This window comes from Maribacter aquimarinus (assembly GCF_047345505.1).
Taxonomy (GTDB): domain Bacteria; phylum Bacteroidota; class Bacteroidia; order Flavobacteriales; family Flavobacteriaceae; genus Maribacter.
The window spans coordinates 53,503-75,028 of sequence record NZ_JBLFEO010000022.1 but is presented as its reverse complement, the minus strand read 5'-3'; the positions used below and the strand labels follow the sequence as shown (position 1 = coordinate 75,028).

Below are 21,526 nucleotides of genomic sequence, written 5' to 3'. Positions count from 1 at the left end.
GTGTTAGAAGAATCTTGGGGTTAGGATGCCGCGTCTCTGGTTAAGGAATTCATATCTCAGGAGCACTTCAAAAGAGCCATCGTTGAACTGTGTGCCCCCCAGTTCCGTCACTTCCCGGTCATAGGCCAGCCCCAGCATGAACTGGTCCGTGATCTGGAACCCGAACAGGGCGCTCACCGCGGCGTCCCATCTGTATGCGGCCCCCAGGGTAAACCTTTCGTTGAACATAAAATTGGCCGAGAGGTCCACTTGCAGCGGCGCCCCTGTCACTGCCTTTACCAGGGCAGCGGGCTTAAACTTGAGGTTCGGGTTAAGGTCCAGCACCACCCCGGTGATCAAATAGAGGTTCATCCGTTCCCGGGCCAAGAGCTGGGCGTTTTGCCCTGAATTGTCAAAATGTTCTGTCTGTAGGAAATTGGGAACCGAGAGTCCTGCATAGAACGTATTGGTATGGTAGTACACTCCAGCTCCAAAATTGGGTGAGAACCTTTGGTCTATGTCCTCGTTGCCCGTGGTATTGAGGGCCGGATTGTAATTTTGAAGCTGATTGAAATCAATATTGAGCAAATGGCCGCCGGCCTTGAGCCCAAACGACAGTTTTCCTTGGTCCCCGGTGGGGATGGTATAGGAGAACACAGCGTCAAAATAGGTGTCCTGGTTGGTGCCATTGCCAATTTCATCGTTCACGATGCTCAGGCCCACGCCCACCCTTTCCGAAACCGGGGTGTTAAAATTGAAGGTCTGCGTGGTCGGTGCCCCGTCCAGTCCCACCCATTGGGAGCGGTGCAGCGCATTGATGCTGAACACGCCCCGCGATCCGGCGTAGGCCGGATTAATGGCCATGGTGTTGTACATGTACTGGGTATATTGGGCGTCTTGCTGTGCGGTTGCGCCCCAAAAGGAGACGATGGTGAACAGCATTGCTAAACTTATTTTTTTCATGGTGACTTCTTTAATTCTTTAAGGGTATGGCTTATCGGTTCACGTATAGGTATCCGGACAGACTTTTGCCCTCTCCATTGTTCTCATAATCGATAACATAGAAATACACCCCTACCGGTAGTTCTTCATTCTTTTGTATGGTTGCCCTACCGTTGGATATGCCGGTGAACGCCTTGTTTTGGTTGTCATAACCTTCGGCCTCAAAGACCAGCACGCCCCAACGGTTGTATATGCGCACCGTATTGTTGGGGAACTGTTCTATGTTGATGATCCTGAAGATACCATCTCCCACACCGGGCCCCACCAGGTCATTTTCAATGCTGATGTCACAGGCGGTGCCAGCGGGCGGCGTGCCTCCTCGTGAGCTACAAGGGTCTGCCGGGTTGGTACCGTCGGTAATCTCTTGCCCGTTGGCAATGCCGTCACCGTCACAGTCCGCATCCAGATAAGCTCCGGAACGCTCCAGGGTAACGCTCGGCTCCAAGAAATCACAGGGATCTGCTGGATCGGTACCATCGGCCGCTTCGGTCTCGTTGGTAACCCCGTCGCCATCACAATCGGAGATCAAATAATCTCCAGATGTGGCCACGGTAACACTCTCCACTGCAAAATCACAGGGATCCTCGGGGTTGGTGTTGTCGCCATCGGTCAACGGATCGCCGTCGGGGCCCGCCAGCTCGTCGCCGTTGGTCACACCATCGCCGTCACAATCCGCGGCCAAATACAGGCCACCTTGGGGTTCGGTAATGCTCGCGATCTCATAATCACAGGAATCGTTGGGATCGGTACCGTCGGCGATCTCTTGATCGTCCAGTACACCGTCGCCATCGGCGTCGGCCCCTTGTCGCCAGTCCCTGTCGCCACCGCTCACCTGAACATCAGGGAAATCGGTGGGCACCTGACCATTGCTCGGGTCCGGGTTGGCGGTATCGGTATCGAAGGCATCGTCCAATCCGTCGCCATCGGCATCGATGCCGGAGGGCAGGGTTTCGGGGGTGCCGTCGCCGTCAATATCCCATCCTTCTATGGCATCGGCGATACCGTCGTTGTCGGTGTCTAGATCCAAGTAGTCGGGCAAATCGGTACCATCTGTATTTACAGGTACTATCGCCGTTCCGCCATTATCGGTATCGTAGGCATCGTCAAGACCGTCGTTGTCGGTATCGTTGCCCGTTGGGGGCACATAACCTTCGGTGGACTGTCCTTCGATGTTATCGACGATTCCATCGTCATCGGCATCGATGTCCAGGTAATCCGGACCGTCGTTCGCGTTGCCGTCCGAGTTCGGGACGGGTAACGGGGTCGCTGCCGTGGCATCGTCCAGGCCATCGCCGTCCGCATCGGTAAAGCCATCGATCTCGCCGTTTCCGTCGGCATCGAGACCACCGGCTTCGGTGGCATCGGTGATGCCATCGTTATCGGAATCGATATCCAAATGGTTGGGTCTGCCATCGCCATCGAAATCATCCGTTGGTAATGGTGTTCCAGTGCCATCCAAAGGTGCTGGTGTGTTATTATCATCGGTATCCACGCTATCTGCGAAGCCATCGTTATCAGCATCTACAAAATCGTCGATACGCCCGTCGCCATCAGCATCTGTTCCGCCTGCTTCCGTAACATCGGTAATACCGTCGTTATCAGAATCTAAGTCCAGCACATCTGGAATACCATCTCCGTCAGAATCAGGATTCTCCAATGGCGTTCCTGGAGTTGTTGGCCCAACAGGGTCAACGCTATCCGCTAATCCATCATTATCCGTATCTGTAAAGTTGTCGATCGTTCCGTCGCCGTCGGCATCGGTGCCACCGGCTTCCACCACATCGGGAATACCATCGTTGTCGGAATCAAGATCCAAGACATCCACTACACCGTCTCCGTCGGAATCAGGGTTCGGTAATGGCGTGGCTGCCGTGGCATCGTCAAGGCCATCATTGTTCGCATCCGTGAATCCGTCTATGATTCCATCGCCATCTTCATCAACGCCACCGGCTTCGCTAACATCCGGGATACCATCGTTATCGGCATCCAGATCGAACTGGTCTATGATGCCATCACCATCGGTATCGAAGTTGTCGTTGACACCATCGCCGTTCGCGTCGGTAAAGTTCGGTGCATCGGTGTCGATGTAATCAGGTGTACCGTCGTTGTCGCTGTCGGCAAAGGGATCGTTCCCTCCGTTTTCGACCACATCGGGAATACCGTCGTTGTCATCGTCCAAGTCCACATTATCGGGAATACCGTCGCCGTCGTTGTCAGGGTTGTCCCTGTAATCCACGTCTCCGCCGACCATCGTGTCGGGAAGGTTCGTAGGATCATCGATCTCATCGTTGACATCCGTTGGGTCGTTGGTGTTCGCGCCCTCGAAGCCATCATCCAGACCATCGCCATCGGCATCGGTTCCTATAAAGATTCCCCTTCCGGCCTCCACGATATCGGTAAGTCCGTCGTTGTCGGCATCCGTATCGATATAATCCGGGGTATCCGCGCCATCCGTGTTTACGGGCGTTATGGCCGTGCCACCATTATCGGTGTCGTAGGCATCGTCCAGACCATCGCCGTCCGTATCGTTTCCAGTTGGAGCGATATAGCCCGCAGTGGTCTGCGCCTCGATATTGTCGGGAATACCATCATCATCGGCATCAATGTCCAGGTAGTCCGGGCCATCGTTCGCATTGCCGTCCGAGTTCGGGATGGGTAACGGGGTCGCTGCCGTGGCATCGTCCAAGCCGTCGCCATCCGCATCGGTAAATCCGTCAATACGTCCGTCACCATCAGCGTCAACGCCTCCAGCTTCGGTAGTATCGGTGATACCATCGTTATCGGAATCCACATCCAGATGGTTGGGTCTGCCATCACCGTCAAAATCATCCGTTGGCAATGGGGTTCCCGGAGTCGCCGGCCCAACAGGGTCAACGCTATCCGCCAGACCATCATTGTCGGTATCCGTAAATCCGTCTATACGTCCGTCGCCATCGGTATCGGGGCCACCGGCTTCGGTAACATCGGTAATACCGTCGTTATCGGAATCCAAGTCCAGCACATCGGGAATACCATCGCCGTCAGTATCGGGATTCTCCAGTGGAGTGCCCGGAGTGGCTGGCCCAACCGGGTCAACACTATCCGCTAATCCATCATTATCTGTATCTGTAAAGTTGTCGATCGTTCCGTCGCCGTCAGCATCGATTCCACCGGCCTCGGTTACATCGGGAATACCGTCGTTGTCCGAATCCAGGTCCAATACATCAACAATACCGTCTCCGTCGGAATCCGGATTCTCCAATGGAGTGGCTGCCGTGGCATCGTCCAGACCATCGTTGTTCGCATCCGTGAAACCGTCTATAACACCATCGCCATCCGCATCCGTTCCACCGGCTTCGGTAACATCCGGGATACCATCGTTGTCAGAATCCAGGTCTAAATAATCTGGCGTACCATCACCGTCTGTATCTTCCGTTGGAAGTGGTGTTGTTTGCGTAGCATCATCCAAACCATTACCATCGGCATCTGTGAAACCATCAATGATTCCGTCTCCGTCGTCATCTGTTCCACCAGCTTCGGTAACATCTGGGATACCATCGTTATCAGAATCCAAGTCCTGGAAATCTGGAATACCGTCACCATCCGTATCAGGATTTTCCAATGGTGTTCCTGGCGTTGTTGGCCCTACTGGGTCAACGCTGTCCGCTAATCCATCATTATCTTCGTCTGTAAAGTTGTCAATGGTTCCATCACCATTTGCATCGGTTCCGCCAGCTTCGGTAACATCTGGAATACCATCGTTATCAGAATCCAGGTCTAGCACATCAGGAATACCGTCACCATCCGTATCAGGATTTTCTATTGGAGTTCCTGGTGTTGTTGGCCCAACTGGGTCAACGCTATCCGCTAATCCATCATTATCTTCATCTGTAAAGTTGTCGATAACACCATCGCCATCCACATCTGTTCCACCAGCTTCGGTAACATCTGGGACACCATCGTTATCAGAATCCAAGTCCTGGAAATCCGGGATACCATCACCGTCCGTATCTTCGGTCGGTAGTGGCGTAGTTGCCGTATTATCATCCAAGCCGTCGTTGTTGGCATCGGTAAATCCGTCAATGACTCCGTCTCCGTCAGCATCAAGGCCACCCGCTTCAATAACATCTGGAATACCATCATTATCAGAATCCAAGTCCAATTGGTCTATGATGCCGTCGCCGTCATTATCAAAATTATCATCGATACCATCGCCGTTTTCATCCAAGAACCCTGGGGCATCTGTATCTAAATAATCTGGGATACCATCGCCATCGGTATCATTTAAAGGATCATTCCCTCCGTTTTCAACGGCATCAGGAATACCATCATTATCGTCATCCAGGTCGATATTATCAGGAATACCATCACCATCGCTATCCGGTTGTTGTCTATAATCCACTTCATTGCCGCCTATTGCATTTGGTAAGGTCGTTGGGTCATTGATTTCATCGTTGACATCGGTTGGATCATTAACATCTGCACCTTCAAAACCATCGTCCAAACCATCGCCGTCGGTATCCGTTCCCGTGAAGGTGCCTCTATTGGCTTCCACTACATCCGTAAGACCATCGTTGTCCGAATCGGTATCCAAATAATCCGGTTCGTCAGCACCATCCGTGTTCACAGGGACTACTGCCGTGCCACCATTATCGGTGTCGTAGGCATCGTCCAGACCATCGCCATCGGCATCGTTGCCGCTAGGGGCCAGGTAGCCCACGGTGGACTGTGCCTCGATGTTGTCTGGAATACCATCATCATCGGCATCGATGTCCAAATAATCGGGACCGTCGTTGGCATTGCCGTCGGAGTTCGGGATGGGTAACGGGGTCGCTGCCGTGGCATCGTCCAACCCATCGCCATCCGCATCGGTAAAGCCGTCAATACGTCCGTCGCCATCAGCGTCCACGCCTCCAGCTTCGGTAGTATCGGTGATACCATCGTTATCGGAATCCACATCCAGATGGTTAGGTACACCATCGCCGTCGAAATCTTCGGTGGGCAATGCCGTTCCCGTACCATCCAAAGGAGCGGGGGTATTGTTGTCATCGGTATCCACGCTATCCGCGAAGCCATCGTTATCGGCATCGGCAAAGCCGTCTATACGTCCGTCGCCATCGGCATCGGTGCCACCGGCTTCGGTAACATCGGTGATCCCGTCGTTATCAGAATCAAGGTCCAACACATTTGGAATGCCATCACCATCTGAATCAGGGTTCTCCAATGGCGTTCCCGCAGTGGCTGGCCCAACAGGGTCAACGCTATCCGCAAGACCGTCATTGTCTTCATCCGTGAAACCATCAATTACACCGTCTCCATCTGTATCCGTTCCACCGGCTTCAACGACATCTGGAATACCATCGTTATCGGAATCCAAGTCCAACACATCAACAATACCATCACCGTCAGAGTCGGGGTTGGGCAGTGGGGTCGTTGCCGTATTATCATCCAATCCATCGTTGTTGGCATCGGTAAATCCGTCGATGATGCCGTCACCGTCATTATCCGTTCCACCGGCTTCAACGACATCTGGAATACCATCGTTATCGGAATCCAAGTCAAATGCATCGGGTGTTCCATCATTATCAGTGTCCAATGGCGCACAAACAGATAACCAAATATTATTTGTTTGGGCGGTAATTGAAGTTGAATAAAAAGAGACAGACTTTGCAAAACCTACCGATTCCCAAATAATACTACCGGCATTGCTTGGTGCACCGGCACCTTTTAATGCATAATAATCATTGCCAACAATAGTTGAGGTGTAACCCGTAACCAAACTTCCAGTAAAGGCATAGATGCTTGAGTCCTCAGAGAAAATACCATCTCTAATACCTGCTGCACCAGTAATAATAGAACCATGTTGTGGTCTTAACTTAACCGGAACAGTACCCGAAAACGTAAAGGTGGTTTTATCGGATAATCCCCCATTTGTCACATTAAAACCATTACTTGAATTGGTGTCACCATTAACAACGGTCACCAAAATACTACCTGTTGGATAACCAAAATTTGCACTTATGTCAACCGTTCCCGAATTATTATTTGTTGAAGGTAAAAAACCAAAATCGGCACCATTAATTTCTACGAAACCTGAACAATTGAGTTCTTCGGTATCCGGGATACCATCGTTGTCATCGTCCAAATCTGCACTATCAGGAATACCGTCACCATCGGTATCGGCTTCTATGCTTACGGTAGCGATGGCGGTACCACAAACGGCATTGTCAACGGCCAAGCAAATTTCATAGCTAATGTCATAGGTTCCGGCCGGGGTGTTGGCGGGTATGTTCAAGGTACCGTCACTATTTATGGTAACCCCTGTGAGTCCGCCGTCGGCCACGATCGAAATGTTATCATCGACATTGGCATCGTTGGCAGGGGTGCCATTTGCGACATCGGCGCCGTTGCCGTTGTCATCAAACACACTGGGGGTAGTGCCTCCTGTGAGTCCGTTAATAGGCGAGGTACTGAAGTTGTCATTTTCGGGTAAAATGGAACACGTACCGGTAGCGGATGCGTTTCGGATTACGAACACCTTTCCGTCTGCACCATCGCCATTTTGTTCTTGGGTGTAACGAATACCGTAAATTTCGGTGCCCGGGGCCAGACCAAAGGCGGTCAAGGGCCATACCGTGGCCTCAATGGCCTGGCCGTTTCCGTTGGCCATACCGGTGGGGCCGTAATTGACGCCATTGATGCTCTGTACCGTGTTGCCTATGGGGGTGCCCGAGGCATCCAAAGCCTGCATGGAAGAGCTGTTGTTGCCGCCCCTTTCGGTGGCTACCGCATATCGGTCAGCAGAAATAAAGATCGGGTTGGTGTAAAAATTGTCAACAAAATCGCCCAAAACGGTATTGGCATCCAATTTTAGGATGTTGTTCATATCACGGTCTTGTGCCTGGGCCAAAACCAAGGGGGCAAAGGAAGGCTCACCATCGGCTGCACTGCCAATGATGTTGATGTTACCATCGGTGACCACATTTTTGTTGGTATCAGGGTTGGCAAAAGAATAGGCAATGGCGTCGGGGGTCACCAGTTCGGTATAGGCTTCACCATTAACGGTAATGCCATCAAGAATGACCGGTAAACCGTCGGCACCGTTCGAGCCGCTGGGGCTGGTGAACTGAAAACCCACATTGCCAGTAGGTACCTGGTTAAGGTCGATGTCCGGGGAGATTGCGGGCCCGCAGGGACCAGTCGCAGCACAAGCCGAACTAACAGTATCGTCTAACACGGCAGCCGTACTTGCTTGGCCCCCGCCTGCCGCCACTGGAACACCATTGGCGTCAACCGCACCGCTAAGGCCACCATTTCCTGCAAGGTCTGCGGTTGTAAAAGTACCTGCTGCTTCTATGGCATCGGCACAACCGTCTTCATCACTGTCGGTGTCTAAATGGTTTGGAATGCCGTCTCCATCAATGTCGCAATCGCTACCTGATACATTGGTTTCTTGGGCAGGGTCGGCAAAGGCGGAATCATCAAAAGAATACCCGGTAGCCGAATTTCTTTTTCTCAAGGAAAAAACAATGCGATCACTTTGCACCAAATTTGCCGTCACCCAATTGTTTTGGGCGTTGGGCGTACCACTGTCGCCGCCCCTAAAACGAATATAGTCGCCGGTATCACCCAGGGCCGAGGTAGTGATTCCCGTATCAACGATAATATCAGAAGCAGGTGTTTGCGACAGGGTATATCCAATTACGTTATCCGCAAGAAACTCGACCGTTTCATCTACGCCGGTATCGTCAATATCAATAAATGTCAAGGCTACGGGAACGTTAATTGGGGTTGTGGTTCCTGCCAAGAAAAATTCCATCGACATTTCAACCCAAGCATCGCTGGTCGATCCTTGCAATGAAATGGGGAAATAGAAACCACCGGAATTGATACCAGAAATAATGGGCCTCAACCTGGAGGGGTCTGAATTTCTGAGCACCGTAAGTCTTACATCTACGGGTTGGCCCTGAAAGCTCGTAGCATTTTGATAGGTGTTGAAAGCACCTACACCATCGGTTCCGGCACCGTTTGCGTCGTAGTTTGAATTGGACGAGGTCAAATCTACGGTCACTGGAGGAAAAATGGTATTGCATTCATCCACATCCAAAATACCATCATTATCATCATCCAAATCATCCGAGGCAAGCAGACCGTCACCATCAGGATCGTCAAAATTGAAATCTTCTGAGTCATTTACGTCGTTTACCTGTTCATCACTTGTGTTTGCCGCGCTGACCAGTACTTGATTGACCAAAGGATTTGGAGCACCGATCAAAGAAACTTCTACAGTGTAGGTAATTACAAAACTTTGGCCAGGACTTAAAATATCTGCTTGGGAACCGGCCAATAGGTCAATGCCACTTCCGGTTCCGTTGCCCGTACCACCATCATAATTTGTATTGGCATTTGGAGCTGAATCGGCATCAATATTGGTTACGTTGGGGCCGCTTACCACCCCTATGAAGTTGGGGCCAAAATTACCGGCCAAATCATCAATGGCAGACAAGCGTTTCAAGTCAATGTCGTTTGCCGCATCTGCCTCTACCAAAATACGGTAAGACAAATCATAGTTTCCAGCGATACCACTGGCCGCCTGAACCGTGTTCGTCAAGGTTTTTGTGGCATTTAAAGCACCTGCATATCCAAAACGGACACCGACACCGCCTCCACAAGCATCTGCCGGTCCTCGTGAGTTTCCTTGTTCTGGATCCAAACCATGAACCGATCCCTCGGTAACCCTATTGCCCAAAACATCTTGGTTGGCAGATACTGTACCAGTTGTAAATCTATTTACATTGATCTGACTTTCGTTTATAGGACCTACGTTAAGAACAATTTCCACGTAATCGGTTTGATCAGGGGCCAAAGTGCCATTTGTGACCAAATCAATATCTGGAGCTACGCTAGCACCTCCTATGGTGGTAGCCCCTCCGTTAAAGTTTGGATTATGGGTAAGGTTTCCTCCTGCCGAGGGTGTAACCGAAATTGAATTGATTGGTAGAAAGTTGAACAAGTGATTGAAGTTGTCCGTAAATTGGATACCTGTGGCGTTAATTCCGGTTCCGCTGTTATTTTGATAGTTACCAATGGTTACCCTATAGGTGAAATCGTAGGTGCCATCTAGATTTACATCCAAGGTGGCATTATTGTTTACGGCTACCCCGGCTTGGTAGGCCTGCATTGCGGAGCCCAAGATCACATTGGAACGTGTTAAGGTTTGTGTGGTATAGTTGTCCGAATCGTTGAGCGTGGTACCTGCACCATTATCGTCTATTCCTGAAACCGATGTGGCATGGGTAAAGGTGTTACCGTCGCCTATGCCGGGAACGGTAGGATCTAAGTACACTCTAAAATTTAATGTGATCGCTTGGTTAGGAGCTATACATTTAGTCGTTGTGGGATCTATGGCGGCACCGTTTGGGCTAGCAGTGCCAAAAACACCTAAATCCGAATTGTTGAAACCAGATCCACTCAAACTTATGGCCTCTATCCTTAATATGGATGGATACCTAGGGCTAGATCCAATTAAATTGTTTATAATTTGTGGACTACATAAGTCGGTTGTCCCATTATTTACAACACGGACCCTGTGACAAACTACATACTCTCCCTCCGTAGTGTAACCACTACTGTTGTGGGAAGATTGCACCTCTACTTGCGCCTGTAGCGACCAAGAAGAAGATAAAAAGGTCAAAAGACCAAGGCATATAATCGCAAGTACATGCCGGAAATCTGTTGAAATATTTGTCATAATAGATAGTTTTTTATCACAAAGGATAGTATATGAGCTTGTTTTTATGAGCGATGTAACTTTAGTTAAATCCCCTAGAGACAACCGTAGAATGTAAGGTCTTTTTTCTTGTCCAGGTTTGTAGGAGTTACTATTGGTTAAGCTCAAATCTTTTATATTTTTAAAGTTGTCCTTTAGGTTCTTGCGATCGGCAACTCCGTTTTCAGTTTTCCTGGTAGATTGTAAAAAGGTTGTTGCCGTTCCCATGGAGGAAACATCAGCTTTTAATGAATTTCCTGACATCTTATGAGAACTTTGCTTGCGGCTCCAAGGTTTTGAGTTGTTGCTAACATCAGGTTGGCTACTGGTAAGAAAAACATCTCTTGAAAAGGAGGAGTAGCAAACGTTCCTAAAGAATCCAGATAAATTCTTCATATTCGGGGGAAATTTGGTTCGTGTTTATGTCAGGTTCAAATGCACATCTATTCGTTCAAATGCACTAAACTTCGACGAATGTAAAGGCAGCAATCGAAGCAATTCAAAGTTTGTTGGGTCGAAAAGACAAAGTTGTTGCGAAATTGGAGAAAGATGATGTTTGTCGATCAGGCACGTACCACAAGTGCCCAACAAATGGTTCAAGTCTTGGGAAATCAATGCTGTCTGCCAGATTCTTTGGTTCATTAAGGAATTGGATGCCCGCTTTTGCTGCACCGGCATCACCGCCATCAATACCATTTCCGTTGGCCGCAGTGGTGCTAGGGGACCCATGGTGTACTCTCCCCAAATTTATCCAAGCTGCATCTGCGAGGCCTGCACGGACTTTGGTTCCTACATTAATAAGGGATATGGCCTGTACCCATAAGAATAGGGTTTTGAACCATCCGAAGCGTTTTGTCAAAAAGGCATCACCGTCAGCTTTGGAAAAGCAACTGTTCCTTTTTAAAAGAAAGACGTTCCAACGGGGATTGCCATAAGCTTGCACCGATGGTGCCCATACGGGAGTAAATCGTTCAAATACAACAAAACTGAAAAAGAATTCAGATAAATTCTTCATTTGTGGAGAACATTTGGTTAGTGTTTGCTCTTCGTTCAAATGCATTTATTTTCGTTCAAATGCACAAAACTTCGACCAATGTAATGCTAGAAGCTCGTAAAGACCCAAAGTTTGTTGGGAGGAAAGGACATTGTTGTTGTGAAATGGGACAATGGTGTTGTTTGTCGATCAGGCACGTACCCTAGGCACTTAGCGGATGCCCCGTTTTTAAGGCCATCAAAGTTGTTCAAGAGTTTTTTTGGGTTCATTGGGGAATTGGCCACCTCTGGTCAATGGAATGGGTGGCCGGAAAACGGGTATGTGAGCCTTGCCATTTACCGCAACGGCCTTGGTGCCTTTCCTTGTTCCATACAAGTCTTTGAGGGAGCATCTCATTTCCCGGCAGAAGGCCGGTCAGGGAAGGACAAGGACATATTTGGCCATGGGCTTGTACCTGAAAACGGGATTGTGTAACTTTCCACATAGATGGTAAAGAACAAACAAATGATTTCCAAGAACAGCTTTACAGTATTTGCCTTAGTGTTGCTCATCACAGCTGCGCCGGCCCTGTCCCAACCAACCAGCGAAAAGTTGCGCGTACTTATCGTGGATGGCCAGAACAACCATGTGCAATGGCCCAAGGTCACCGCCATGCTCAAAGAGCACCTAGAGGGCACGGGGCTTTTCGCCGTGGATGTGGCACGCTCCGGCTATACTTGGAAAGGGGCGGAGTACATAGCCCAATATCCCCTGGAAGACATGCAGACCACCATTGCCTTGGAAGATCCCCGGGCCGACCCTGATTTTCATCCCGACTTCAAGTCGTATGATGTGGTGATCTCCAATTTTGGATGGAACGCGGCCCCCTGGCCCGTGCAAACCCAAAAGGCCTTTGAGGCCTATATGGAAAATGGCGGGGGCCTGGTGGTGTTTCACGCCGCCAACAATTCCTTTCCAAAATGGGAGGCCTACAATAAAATGATAGGCCTTGGCGGTTGGGGCGACCGTAGCGAAAAGGACGGGCCCTATGTCTATTATAATGATGCCGGTGAAATGGTGCGCGATACCACGGCGGGTCCAGGCGGCGGCCATGGGCCGCAGACCGCCTACCAGGTCATGTTGCGAAATACGGAACATCCCATTACCAAGGACCTGCCCCAACGTTGGATGCACACCAAGGACGAACTCTACAATAAGCTCAGGGGCCCGGCGACGGACATGGAAGTGCTGGCCACAGCCTATGACGACCCCAGGAACAAGGGCACCGGACGCCATGAACCCGCCCTGATGGTGCTGCGTTATGGCAAGGGCCGCATTTTTCACAATATCATGGGCCATGCCGATTATTCCGTGGCCTGCGTGGGCTTTATGACCACCATGCTCCGGGGCACCGAGTGGGCGGCAACGGGCAGGGTTACACAGGCCGTGCCAAGCAATTTTCCCACCGCCAACCAAACCAGCAGCTTAACCTATGAGTAAAAAAAAGGTGGTTTTACATTTTTTTGGCCCCATTCTTTTCGCCACCCTAACCTTAGGCTGCGCGGGCACACCCCAAATGACAAAAGGCTTTTTGCCCGTGGAGGAAGTGGCTCGGTTTTCGGAAATGGAAAAAAGCACCATATCCTTTTCACCCCAGAGCTTTGACAATACCGCACTGGGCAACAAGGCCCAGTTGGTGCACCACATTGAACACACCGGCTTCCACCTCTACAACGCGGCCGCGTTCGTAAATCCCCAAAAAGGGGTGCTTGTTGGGGGCGCGGGCCTGCGCATTGGGACCACCGCAGATGGTGGCCTAAATTGGGAAGAGCTCCGGCTGTCCCGCTATGCCAATATGTTGCACAGCGTGGCCCTTGGCAAGGAGGGTGCCTTTGCCGTAGGGGAGACCCCTTTTATCCTAAAGAGTGATGCCGAGCTAAAAAATTGGAAGGCCCTGCCACTGAAGACCCTGGAAGGCTTGGGGGAAGGGGAGCTTACCCTTTACAAGATAAGGTTTAACGGCGACATAGGTTTTGCGGCCGGCGTCCATAGCACCTATGGGGCACCGCAGCGGCCGTTGTTGCTAAAGACCGTGGACGGTGGCGTGCACTGGGATGTCATGGCCACCAAGGGATTGGAAAAAGATTCCACCGCGATATCGGATATCAGTTTGCCCCATCCCCATACGGCGTTCATTGTCACCCAACAGGGCCTTGCCCATAAGAGCGTGGATGGCGGCAGCACTTGGGAAACGGTGTTTACAACAGCAAGCCCCGGGCCACCGCTCAACTCCATTGCCTTCAAGGATGGAAAAACGGGTTTTTTGGGAGGAATGGGCGGCCAGCTCCATTTTACGGATGATGGAGGGGCCAACTGGCAAAGGCCACCCGAGTTGAAGGGCACGGGCCATTGGAACTTTTCAGACCTGGAGTATCTTCCCAATGGCATGTTGGCGCTTACAACCGCCGCCGATGACTACGATGAACGACCTGTTTTTGCCTTTGCCACGGACGGAAACGGTGGCGGGGGTTTGCACCCTTTGCTTTCAAAACAAAGGCCCTCGATTTTTTTTGAGGGCGATTCTTATGATATTTTTCCTGTGGATACGGAGCATTTGATGGTGGTGGACCGCAACAACGTTTATTTGGTAAACACCAAGAACATCGTACCAAAAACTAACCGTAAAGAAAACAAATAGCCTTTTATGGAACTTACCCTAAGCATTCCCGCGCTCTTGTTCCCGGCCATCTCTTTGACCATGTTGGCCTACAATGCCCGGTATCTGGCCATTGCCGCTTTGATCAGGCAATTGTACGAAAAGTACAGGGAGTCTTCCTCACAGCCCTTGGAACGGCAGATTTTTCAGCTCCGTAGAAGGTTGATCATCATCAAAAACATGCAGGCCAGCGCCATCTTGAGCTTTTTGCTCTCCGCGATCACCATGTTCCTCATTTACGTGGAGGTCGGTTTTTGGGCCAATGTGGTCTTTGGCGGCAGCCTGCTGTTCCTTATGCTGTCCCTATTGCTTTCCCTTAGGGAGGTGCAGCTTTCCACCAAAGCCCTGGAAATACAGTTGGCCAATATGGAATCCAATTGATTTATGTAATAAAGTTCAGGGGTTTTTGTAGTGGTTATCTTATATTCTGTTTGCCATAAATTCCATAACTTGGAAAGGCTGGGGCAACATGGGTCAGATCAGTATGAAAAACGTAAAGGACATACCATATTTTAAAAACATCCGTGAGGTTTGGGAGTTTGAGTTTGGGGTGTTCTATTTTTTTGATCAATTGGTCATTTCAGAGATAAAGGAAGGTGTTGTCTTTCAGTGGCCCATGGCAAAAAAGGCCGTAGAGGTGGCCAAGAAACGGTACGGGGAAGATGGTGTCATCGCCTATATTTCCAACCGTGTAAACACCTATTCCGTGGCCCCAACGGACTGGCTCAAGTTTTACATCAACCGGGCTCAGATCGCTTATTTCTGCACCGTGGGAAGCACCAAGGGCAGTCTGCCAAACAAGTTTTTGGAACAGATTTTCTTCAAGGATTCCCTGAGGCAGTTCAACGACCTTGAAGAGGCCATCGCCTGGGCTTTGGGAAGAATAGAACAACATTCAACCCAGAATATGCACTAGAAATGCTATTACGGCTGCAAATCCCTGCAAAATCAATCGTTGCACTGACTTTTGCTCAATCACCTTAGCGATGGCTACCCGCCGGTACCGAATGGTACATTCGGGCGGGTGCCTCCATCGCAAAAGTCTTGATTTTCTTGGGCTTTGAACCCTCATGACGAAAGTCTAATGCATATTTTGGGTTCAAAAACAATTCCCCTGCCCCGGAGCGGCCCCTCCAAATGATGGTGGTGTACCCAAACAAGGTGGTTTTTCCACAATCCATCCATAGCTGAAAGGATAAATTTTCCCATAGAAAAATGCTGAAATAATTTATCTGTTACGTGAGCTTACCAGGGTTGTCCATCTGCATCTTTTTCACTTCCCGGGCCGGGAAGCACAGTGAGGGGAAAAACCAGTGGGTAGGCGCAGCCCGGTCATTTTATGGAATGGCCCTTTCAAGAAGGCCGGTGCTGCCCACCAGCCTTTTCGCCCATTCGCCATGGCACAGGGCACTACCCATAACGGCCGTAGCGCAACTAAGGGCTTCCAAGGTGAAAAATGGCATCTCCCTGATTTACCACCGCGGTCTGGTTAATGCAGATGACAATGCCGTCAAAGGGTGCCCGGATTTCTTTGGTCCTGAGGGCGTAGGTGTCCGATACCTGGCCCAAAACCTCCCCCTTTTTTACGGCCTGCCCATTTTCAATGACGGGCATGAACATGCCGGCCGTAGGGGCCCTCAGCCATTTTCGTTTCAAAAGGTACATGGTATCCGGTTTCCCTTGGGATCCGGCCGCTCCGGTGGTCATGTTCAGGTAATGCATCACGTTTTTGATGCCGCTCACCCCTTGCGCTATGGCAAAGGTGTTAAAGCGCATGCTCTCCCCTGCCTCATAGACCACGGTGGGTATGCCCAGTTTGTGGGCCGCGTTGCGAAAAGATCCCTTGATCAGTTTGGAGGGAAAGGCAAGTGGGGCTTTAAAGGCCGCGGCCAGGGCCTTGCTTTGCGCATCGTTTTCGGTATAGCGGGCCTGCGGATAATTGTGTCGCTGTGCCCCACCGGTGTGCAGGTCAATGGCCACATCCGCTTGCCGCACCACTTCGTTCAGATACCGGCCCGCGATGCGGCTTGCCAGGGAGCCACGCTTGTTGCCCGGAAAGCTGCGGTTCACATCCTTTCCGTCCGGCACTTCGCGGGAGAAATGGATGAACCCAAAAACATTGAGCACGGGAACCGCAATGACGGCCCCTGCTTCGGGATAAAACTCCTTCTGCTGCAGCATACGTCTTACGATCTCAATACCGTTGATCTCATCGCCGTGCAGGCCTGCCTGGACCAAGAGCACCGGGCCCGGCTTTTTGGAGTTGAAGACATAAACGGGTATGTCTATCAACGTGCCCGTGGGCAGCCGGTCTATGGGAATGCTCAGACTTTTGTGCTTTCCCGGCGCCACGGCCTGCCCGTTTACCAAAATGGTCTTATTTTCCCTTACGTCGAACATTTTTTTCCAAAAATTTTATGATTTCGCCGGCCACGTTCACCCCGGTGGCGGTCTCTATGCCCTGCAATCCGGGGGAAGCGTTCACCTCAAGGAGCAGTGGTCCTTTTTTGGAGACGATCATGTCCACGCCGGCTACGCCCAGGCCCAAGTGCTTGGTGGCGTTCAGGGCCAGGAAACGTTGCCTTGGGGTAAGGATCACCGCCTCCGCACTTCCGCCGCGGTGCATGTTGGAGCGAAAATCGCCTACTTGGCAGCTCCGCCGCATGCTGGCCACTACCTTTTGCCCCACCACAATGGCACGGATGTCCTGCCCGTTGCTCTCCGCAATGTACTCCTGCAACAGCATGTTGGCGTTCATTTTGTAGAAGGTCTCCAAGATGCTCTTGGCAGATTTTATGGATTCTGCCAAGATAACGCCCATGCCTTGGGTACCCTCCTGTATCTTTATGATCAGCGGGGCACCGCCCAAAATATCCAATTGCCGGTCCAGGGAGCCGGGGTCTATGGAAAACAGGGTCCGGGGAATGGGAAGGCCCTTGCGGGACAGGATCTGCAGTGCCCGTACCTTGTTGCGGGCACGGTCTATGGCCATTGCCTTGGCCGTGCTAAAAATGCCGTTCATCTCAAATTGCTTCACAATGGCCACCCCGTGCCGGCTCACCTTGGTGCCTATCCGCGGCACAATGGCATCAAAGGCGTGGGTAATGTCCTCTCCGTCCATAAAGATCTTGGGCTTGCCCTCGCCCAAGAGTACCGCGCATTTGGTGTGGTCCACCTGTTCCACATAGTGGCCGGAAAGTTGTGCCTCTTCCGCAATACGTTTGGTGGAATAGACGTTCATACTCACGGAAAGAAGGGCAATGTCCATGAAAACCAGGTTATGTTTAAGTGGGCTAAAAATAGGTTTTATCGCCGAGAACCGATCGCCATCACGTTGTTTAAGCGCAACAAGGGGACATTTTAAAGGATGCTCCATAGGTTTTTAGGTTGGTTTACCTGCGGCTTTGGCCCGGAACTTTTTTTTAAAGTACCTTGGTGGGCAGGTGTAAAAAGAGGCTGCCATGTAAAAACGTTTAAGTTTTTGGCCGCTTGGCAACCTTTCCCAAGGCAATGGTTAAACAAGTTTTTAGCGTCCGATCAAAATGGGTCTAAATAGAAGCGAAAACGAAACAAAAGGTTGTCTGAGACCCTGGCGTGCCGTAAATTTGTTAACACAAAAATTTTAAATAATGAGCGGATTGATGAAGTCTTCTATAGCCCGTAAGGTAGTCATGGCCCTGTCGGGATTGTTTTTGGTGTTCTTCTTGGCGCAGCACTTCACCATCAACATCACATCGGTCATTGCCCCCGATGTTTTTAACTCCTGGTCGCACTTTATGGGTTACAATCCCTTGGTGCAGTACGTGCTGCAGCCCATTTTGATCGCTGGTGTCATCATCCACTTTGTGGTGGGCTTTATTTTGGAGGTCCAGAACAGGAAGGCACGTTCCGTGAAGTACGTGAAGTTCGATGGGGGTGCCAATGCCCCTTGGGTCTCCCGGAACATGATCATATCCGGCGCTGTGGTACTGGCCTTCATTGGCCTGCACATGTACGATTTCTGGGTGCACGAAATGGCCTATAAGTACATTGAGGCCAAGCCGGAAGACCCCACCCGGTACTATGCCGAGACCGTGGAGAAATTTGAGCCGATCTGGCGCGTGGTGCTCTATGTGATCTCCTTCGCCCTGCTCAGCCTGCATCTCTTGCACGGGTTTGCCTCGTCTTTCCAGACCATGGGCCTCAACAACAAGTACAGTGCCGGCATACAAGTATTTACCAAAGCATTTGCGATCGTCATTCCCCTTGGGTTTGCCTTCATCGCCATATACCATCACCTTAACCCAATAACACACTAATTATGGGAGTATTGGATTCTAAGGTCCCCAAAGGCCCCTTGGCCGAGAAATGGACCCGACACAAAAACGAGATAAACCTGGTGAACCCCGCCAACAAGCGGAACATTGATGTCATTGTCGTGGGCACCGGCCTTGCGGGAGGTTCCGCCGCCGCCACCTTGGCAGAACTGGGCTACAACGTAAAGACCTTTTGCTATCAAGATTCGCCCCGGCGTGCGCACTCCATCGCCGCCCAGGGCGGTGTAAACGCCGCCAAGAACTATCAAGGGGACGGTGATAGTGTGTACCGCCTGTTCTACGATACCGTAAAAGGGGGCGATTACCGTTCCCGGGAAGCCAACGTGTATCGTTTGGCCGAGGTGAGTACCAACATCATTGACCAGTGCGTGGCGCAAGGGGTTCCCTTTGCCCGTGAGTACGGTGGCCTGTTGGACAACCGTTCCTTTGGAGGCGTACTGGTGTCCCGAACGTTTTACGCCAAAGGGCAGACCGGGCAACAATTGCTTTTGGGGGCCTATGCGGCCATGAACAGGCAGATACAGCGGGGCAAGATCAAGAGTCATACCCGCCACGAAATGTTGGATTTGGTCTTGGTCGATGGCAAGGCACGCGGCATCATTGCCCGAAACCTGGTCACGGGAGAGATTGAAAGACATTCGGCCCACGCCGTGGTGTTGGCCACCGGTGGATACGGAAACCTCTTCTTCCTTTCCACCTATTGCATGGGCGCCAATGTCATGGCCGCATGGAAGGCCCACAAGCGCGGAGCCTATTTTGCCAATCCCTGCTTTACGCAGATACACCCCACCTGCATCCCCGTCTCGGGAGACCATCAGTCCAAGTTGACATTGATGTCCGAATCCCTCCGGAACGACGGGCGCATTTGGGTGCCCAAAAAATTGGAAGACGCCCAAGCCATACGCGAGGGCAAACTGAAGCCCACCGAACTGGCCGAAGAGGACAGGGATTACTACTTGGAGCGCAGGTACCCGGCTTTCGGGAACTTGGTGCCCAGGGACGTGGCCTCCCGTGCTGCCAAAGAGCGTTGCGATGCCGGTTATGGCGTCAATAAGACCGGAGAGGCCGTTTACCTGGATTTCAGTGCCGCCATCATGCGCTACGGCCGCGAAAAGGCACTGACCTCGGGAATGAAAAACCCCAGTGACGATACCGTAAGGCAACTGGGCGAGGAAGTGGTGGAGGCCAAATACGGCAACCTCTTCCAGATGTACGAGAAAATTGTGGACCAAAACCCCTACAAGACCCCAATGATGATCTACCCCGCGGTGCACTACACCATGGGCGGATTGTGGGTGGACTATAACCTAATGACCACCATTCCCGGTTGTTATGCGGCCGGAGAGGCCAATTTTAGCGATCACGGGGCCAACCGCCTGGGGGCATCTGCCTTGATGCAGGGACTTGCAGATGGTTATTTTGTGCTGCCCTACACCATTGGTGACTACCTTTCCGTGGATATACGGACCGGGGCCATTTCTACCGAGTCCCCGGAATTTGAGGAGGCCGAGAAGAACGTCAAGGACCGCATTGCAAAACTGATGGGCGCCAAGGGCAAGCACTCCGTGGACCACTACCACAAAAAATTGGGCAAGATCATGTGGAACAAATGCGGTATGGCCAGAAATGCCAAGGACTTAAAAGCCGCCATGGAGGAGATCGCCGCCCTACGGGCCGATTTCTGGGAAAACGTGAACGTGCCCGGCAGTGCCGATGCCAAGAACCAAGAACTGGAAAAGGCGGGCCGTGTGGCCGATTTCCTTGAACTTGGGGAGCTGTTCGCCAAAGATGCCCTGGAACGTAACGAGTCATGCGGAGGCCATTTTAGGGAAGAATACCAGACCCCAGAGGGCGAGGCGCTGCGAGACGATGAGAATTTTACCTATGTGGCCGCCTGGGAATACAAGGGAGAGCCCAGCAAGGCCGTGCTGCACAAGGAGGAGTTGAACTATGAAAACATTGAGGTTAAGACCCGTAGCTACAAGTAGCAAGGACGCGGACCAAGGGTTTTACCACAGAACGATAAAAAAATAGAGCTATGAAACTTTTTTTGAAAATCTGGAGACAGCAGAGTGCCAAAACAAAGGGAAGTATGGTGAGTTATACCCTGGATGGGATAGAAAGCGATATGTCCTTTTTGGAAATGCTGGATGTCCTGAACGAAGAATTGATCAACAAGGGCGAAGAGCCCGTGGAGTTTGATCATGATTGTCGTGAGGGCATTTGTGGCACCTGTTCCCTAATGATCAACGGAAGGCCCCACGGGCCGGACAGCCGCATTACCGTGTGCCAGTTGCACATGCGCAGTTTTAACGATGGGGACACCATTGTCATAGAGCCATGGAGGGCAAAGGCCTTCCCGGTGGTAAAGGACCTGATCGTAGATCGCAGCGCCTTTGACCGCATACAACAGGCTGGGGGCTACATTTCCGTGAACACCTCTGGCCGCCCGGTGGACGCCAACGCCATTCCCATTGAAAAAGAGGCCGCGGACGCCTCTTTCAATGCCGCTACCTGTATTGGGTGCGGGGCCTGTGTGGCCGCCTGTAAAAACGCCAGTGCCATGCTCTTTACCTCTGCCAAGGTATCGCAGTTTGCACTGCTCCCGCAAGGGCAGGTAGAGGCCACGGACAGGGTCTTGAACATGGTGCGGCAAATGGATATTGAAGGCTTTGGGAACTGCACCAATACCGGTGCCTGCGAAGTGGAGTGCCCCAAGGGCATCTCACTGGAGAACATTGCCCGCATGAACCGCGAGTACCTCAGTGCCAGTGTAAAGGGATAGCTGGGGC

Annotated in this window: 12 protein-coding genes; 7 read left to right on the top strand and 5 right to left on the bottom strand. The window is 51.3% G+C overall.

The genetic code is table 11. The features are described 5' to 3' along the window. Window positions 1–3: 3 nt before the first annotated feature. The 3 genes from ACKWCC_RS14775 to ACKWCC_RS14765 all read right to left on the bottom strand — a co-directional run bounded on the left by ACKWCC_RS14775 (window position 4) and on the right by ACKWCC_RS14765 (window position 11,783). Complete coding sequence (locus tag ACKWCC_RS14775) at window positions 4–942, bottom strand: PorP/SprF family type IX secretion system membrane protein (RefSeq protein WP_413996724.1); 939 nt, start codon at window positions 940–942, stop codon at window positions 4–6. Window positions 943–973: 31 nt separating this feature from the next. Continuing rightward, complete coding sequence (locus ACKWCC_RS14770; protein ID WP_413996723.1) at window positions 974–10,306, bottom strand: T9SS type B sorting domain-containing protein; 9,333 nt, start codon at window positions 10,304–10,306, stop codon at window positions 974–976. A gap of 922 nt (window positions 10,307–11,228) precedes the next feature. Beyond that, window positions 11,229–11,783: a hypothetical protein gene (locus ACKWCC_RS14765; RefSeq protein ID WP_413996722.1), complete on the bottom strand. Its 555-nt coding sequence runs from the start codon at window positions 11,781–11,783 to the stop codon at window positions 11,229–11,231. A 444-nt stretch (window positions 11,784–12,227) separates the two neighbouring features. On the opposite strand from ACKWCC_RS14765, the gene ACKWCC_RS14760 reads away from it, so the two are divergent. From ACKWCC_RS14760 to ACKWCC_RS14745, 4 genes are all read left to right on the top strand, one after another. Then, window positions 12,228–13,202: a ThuA domain-containing protein gene (locus tag ACKWCC_RS14760; protein WP_413996721.1), complete on the top strand. Its 975-nt coding sequence runs from the start codon at window positions 12,228–12,230 to the stop codon at window positions 13,200–13,202. Further along, window positions 13,195–14,400, top strand: coding sequence for a WD40/YVTN/BNR-like repeat-containing protein (locus tag ACKWCC_RS14755; protein ID WP_413996720.1), 1,206 nt, complete (start codon window positions 13,195–13,197; stop codon window positions 14,398–14,400). Before ACKWCC_RS14760 ends, ACKWCC_RS14755 begins: the two co-directional genes overlap by 8 nt. 6 nt (window positions 14,401–14,406) lie before the next feature. After that, window positions 14,407–14,799: a DUF2721 domain-containing protein gene (locus tag ACKWCC_RS14750; RefSeq protein ID WP_413996719.1), complete on the top strand. Its 393-nt coding sequence runs from the start codon at window positions 14,407–14,409 to the stop codon at window positions 14,797–14,799. 103 nt (window positions 14,800–14,902) lie between these two features. Further along, window positions 14,903–15,334: a hypothetical protein gene (locus ACKWCC_RS14745; protein WP_413996718.1), complete on the top strand. Its 432-nt coding sequence runs from the start codon at window positions 14,903–14,905 to the stop codon at window positions 15,332–15,334. A gap of 518 nt (window positions 15,335–15,852) precedes the next feature. On the opposite strand, the gene ACKWCC_RS14740 is transcribed toward ACKWCC_RS14745, so the two are convergent. Then, the gene (locus tag ACKWCC_RS14740; RefSeq protein WP_413996717.1) at window positions 15,853–16,818 is read right to left on the bottom strand and encodes a succinylglutamate desuccinylase/aspartoacylase family protein; all 966 of its coding nucleotides are present in this window, start codon (window positions 16,816–16,818) and stop codon (window positions 15,853–15,855) included. Further along, window positions 16,796–17,686: a RimK family alpha-L-glutamate ligase gene (locus ACKWCC_RS14735; RefSeq protein WP_413996716.1), complete on the bottom strand. Its 891-nt coding sequence runs from the start codon at window positions 17,684–17,686 to the stop codon at window positions 16,796–16,798. Before ACKWCC_RS14735 ends, ACKWCC_RS14740 begins: the two co-directional genes overlap by 23 nt. A gap of 361 nt (window positions 17,687–18,047) precedes the next feature. Between ACKWCC_RS14735 and ACKWCC_RS14730 the strand changes: the two genes are divergently transcribed. The 3 genes from ACKWCC_RS14730 to ACKWCC_RS14720 are packed head-to-tail and all read left to right on the top strand — an operon-like array spanning window position 18,048 to window position 21,519. Further along, window positions 18,048–18,716 carry a succinate dehydrogenase cytochrome b subunit gene (locus ACKWCC_RS14730; protein WP_413996715.1) on the top strand — a complete coding sequence of 223 codons (669 nt, stop codon included), beginning with the start codon at window positions 18,048–18,050 and terminating at the stop codon, window positions 18,714–18,716. 2 nt (window positions 18,717–18,718) lie between these two features. Continuing rightward, the gene (locus tag ACKWCC_RS14725) at window positions 18,719–20,722 is read left to right on the top strand and encodes a fumarate reductase/succinate dehydrogenase flavoprotein subunit (protein WP_413996714.1); all 2,004 of its coding nucleotides are present in this window, start codon (window positions 18,719–18,721) and stop codon (window positions 20,720–20,722) included. A gap of 50 nt (window positions 20,723–20,772) precedes the next feature. Next, entirely contained in the window at window positions 20,773–21,519 is a 747-nt protein-coding gene (locus ACKWCC_RS14720; protein ID WP_413996713.1) for a succinate dehydrogenase/fumarate reductase iron-sulfur subunit, read from the top strand. The last annotated feature ends 7 nt before the right edge of the window (window positions 21,520–21,526 follow it).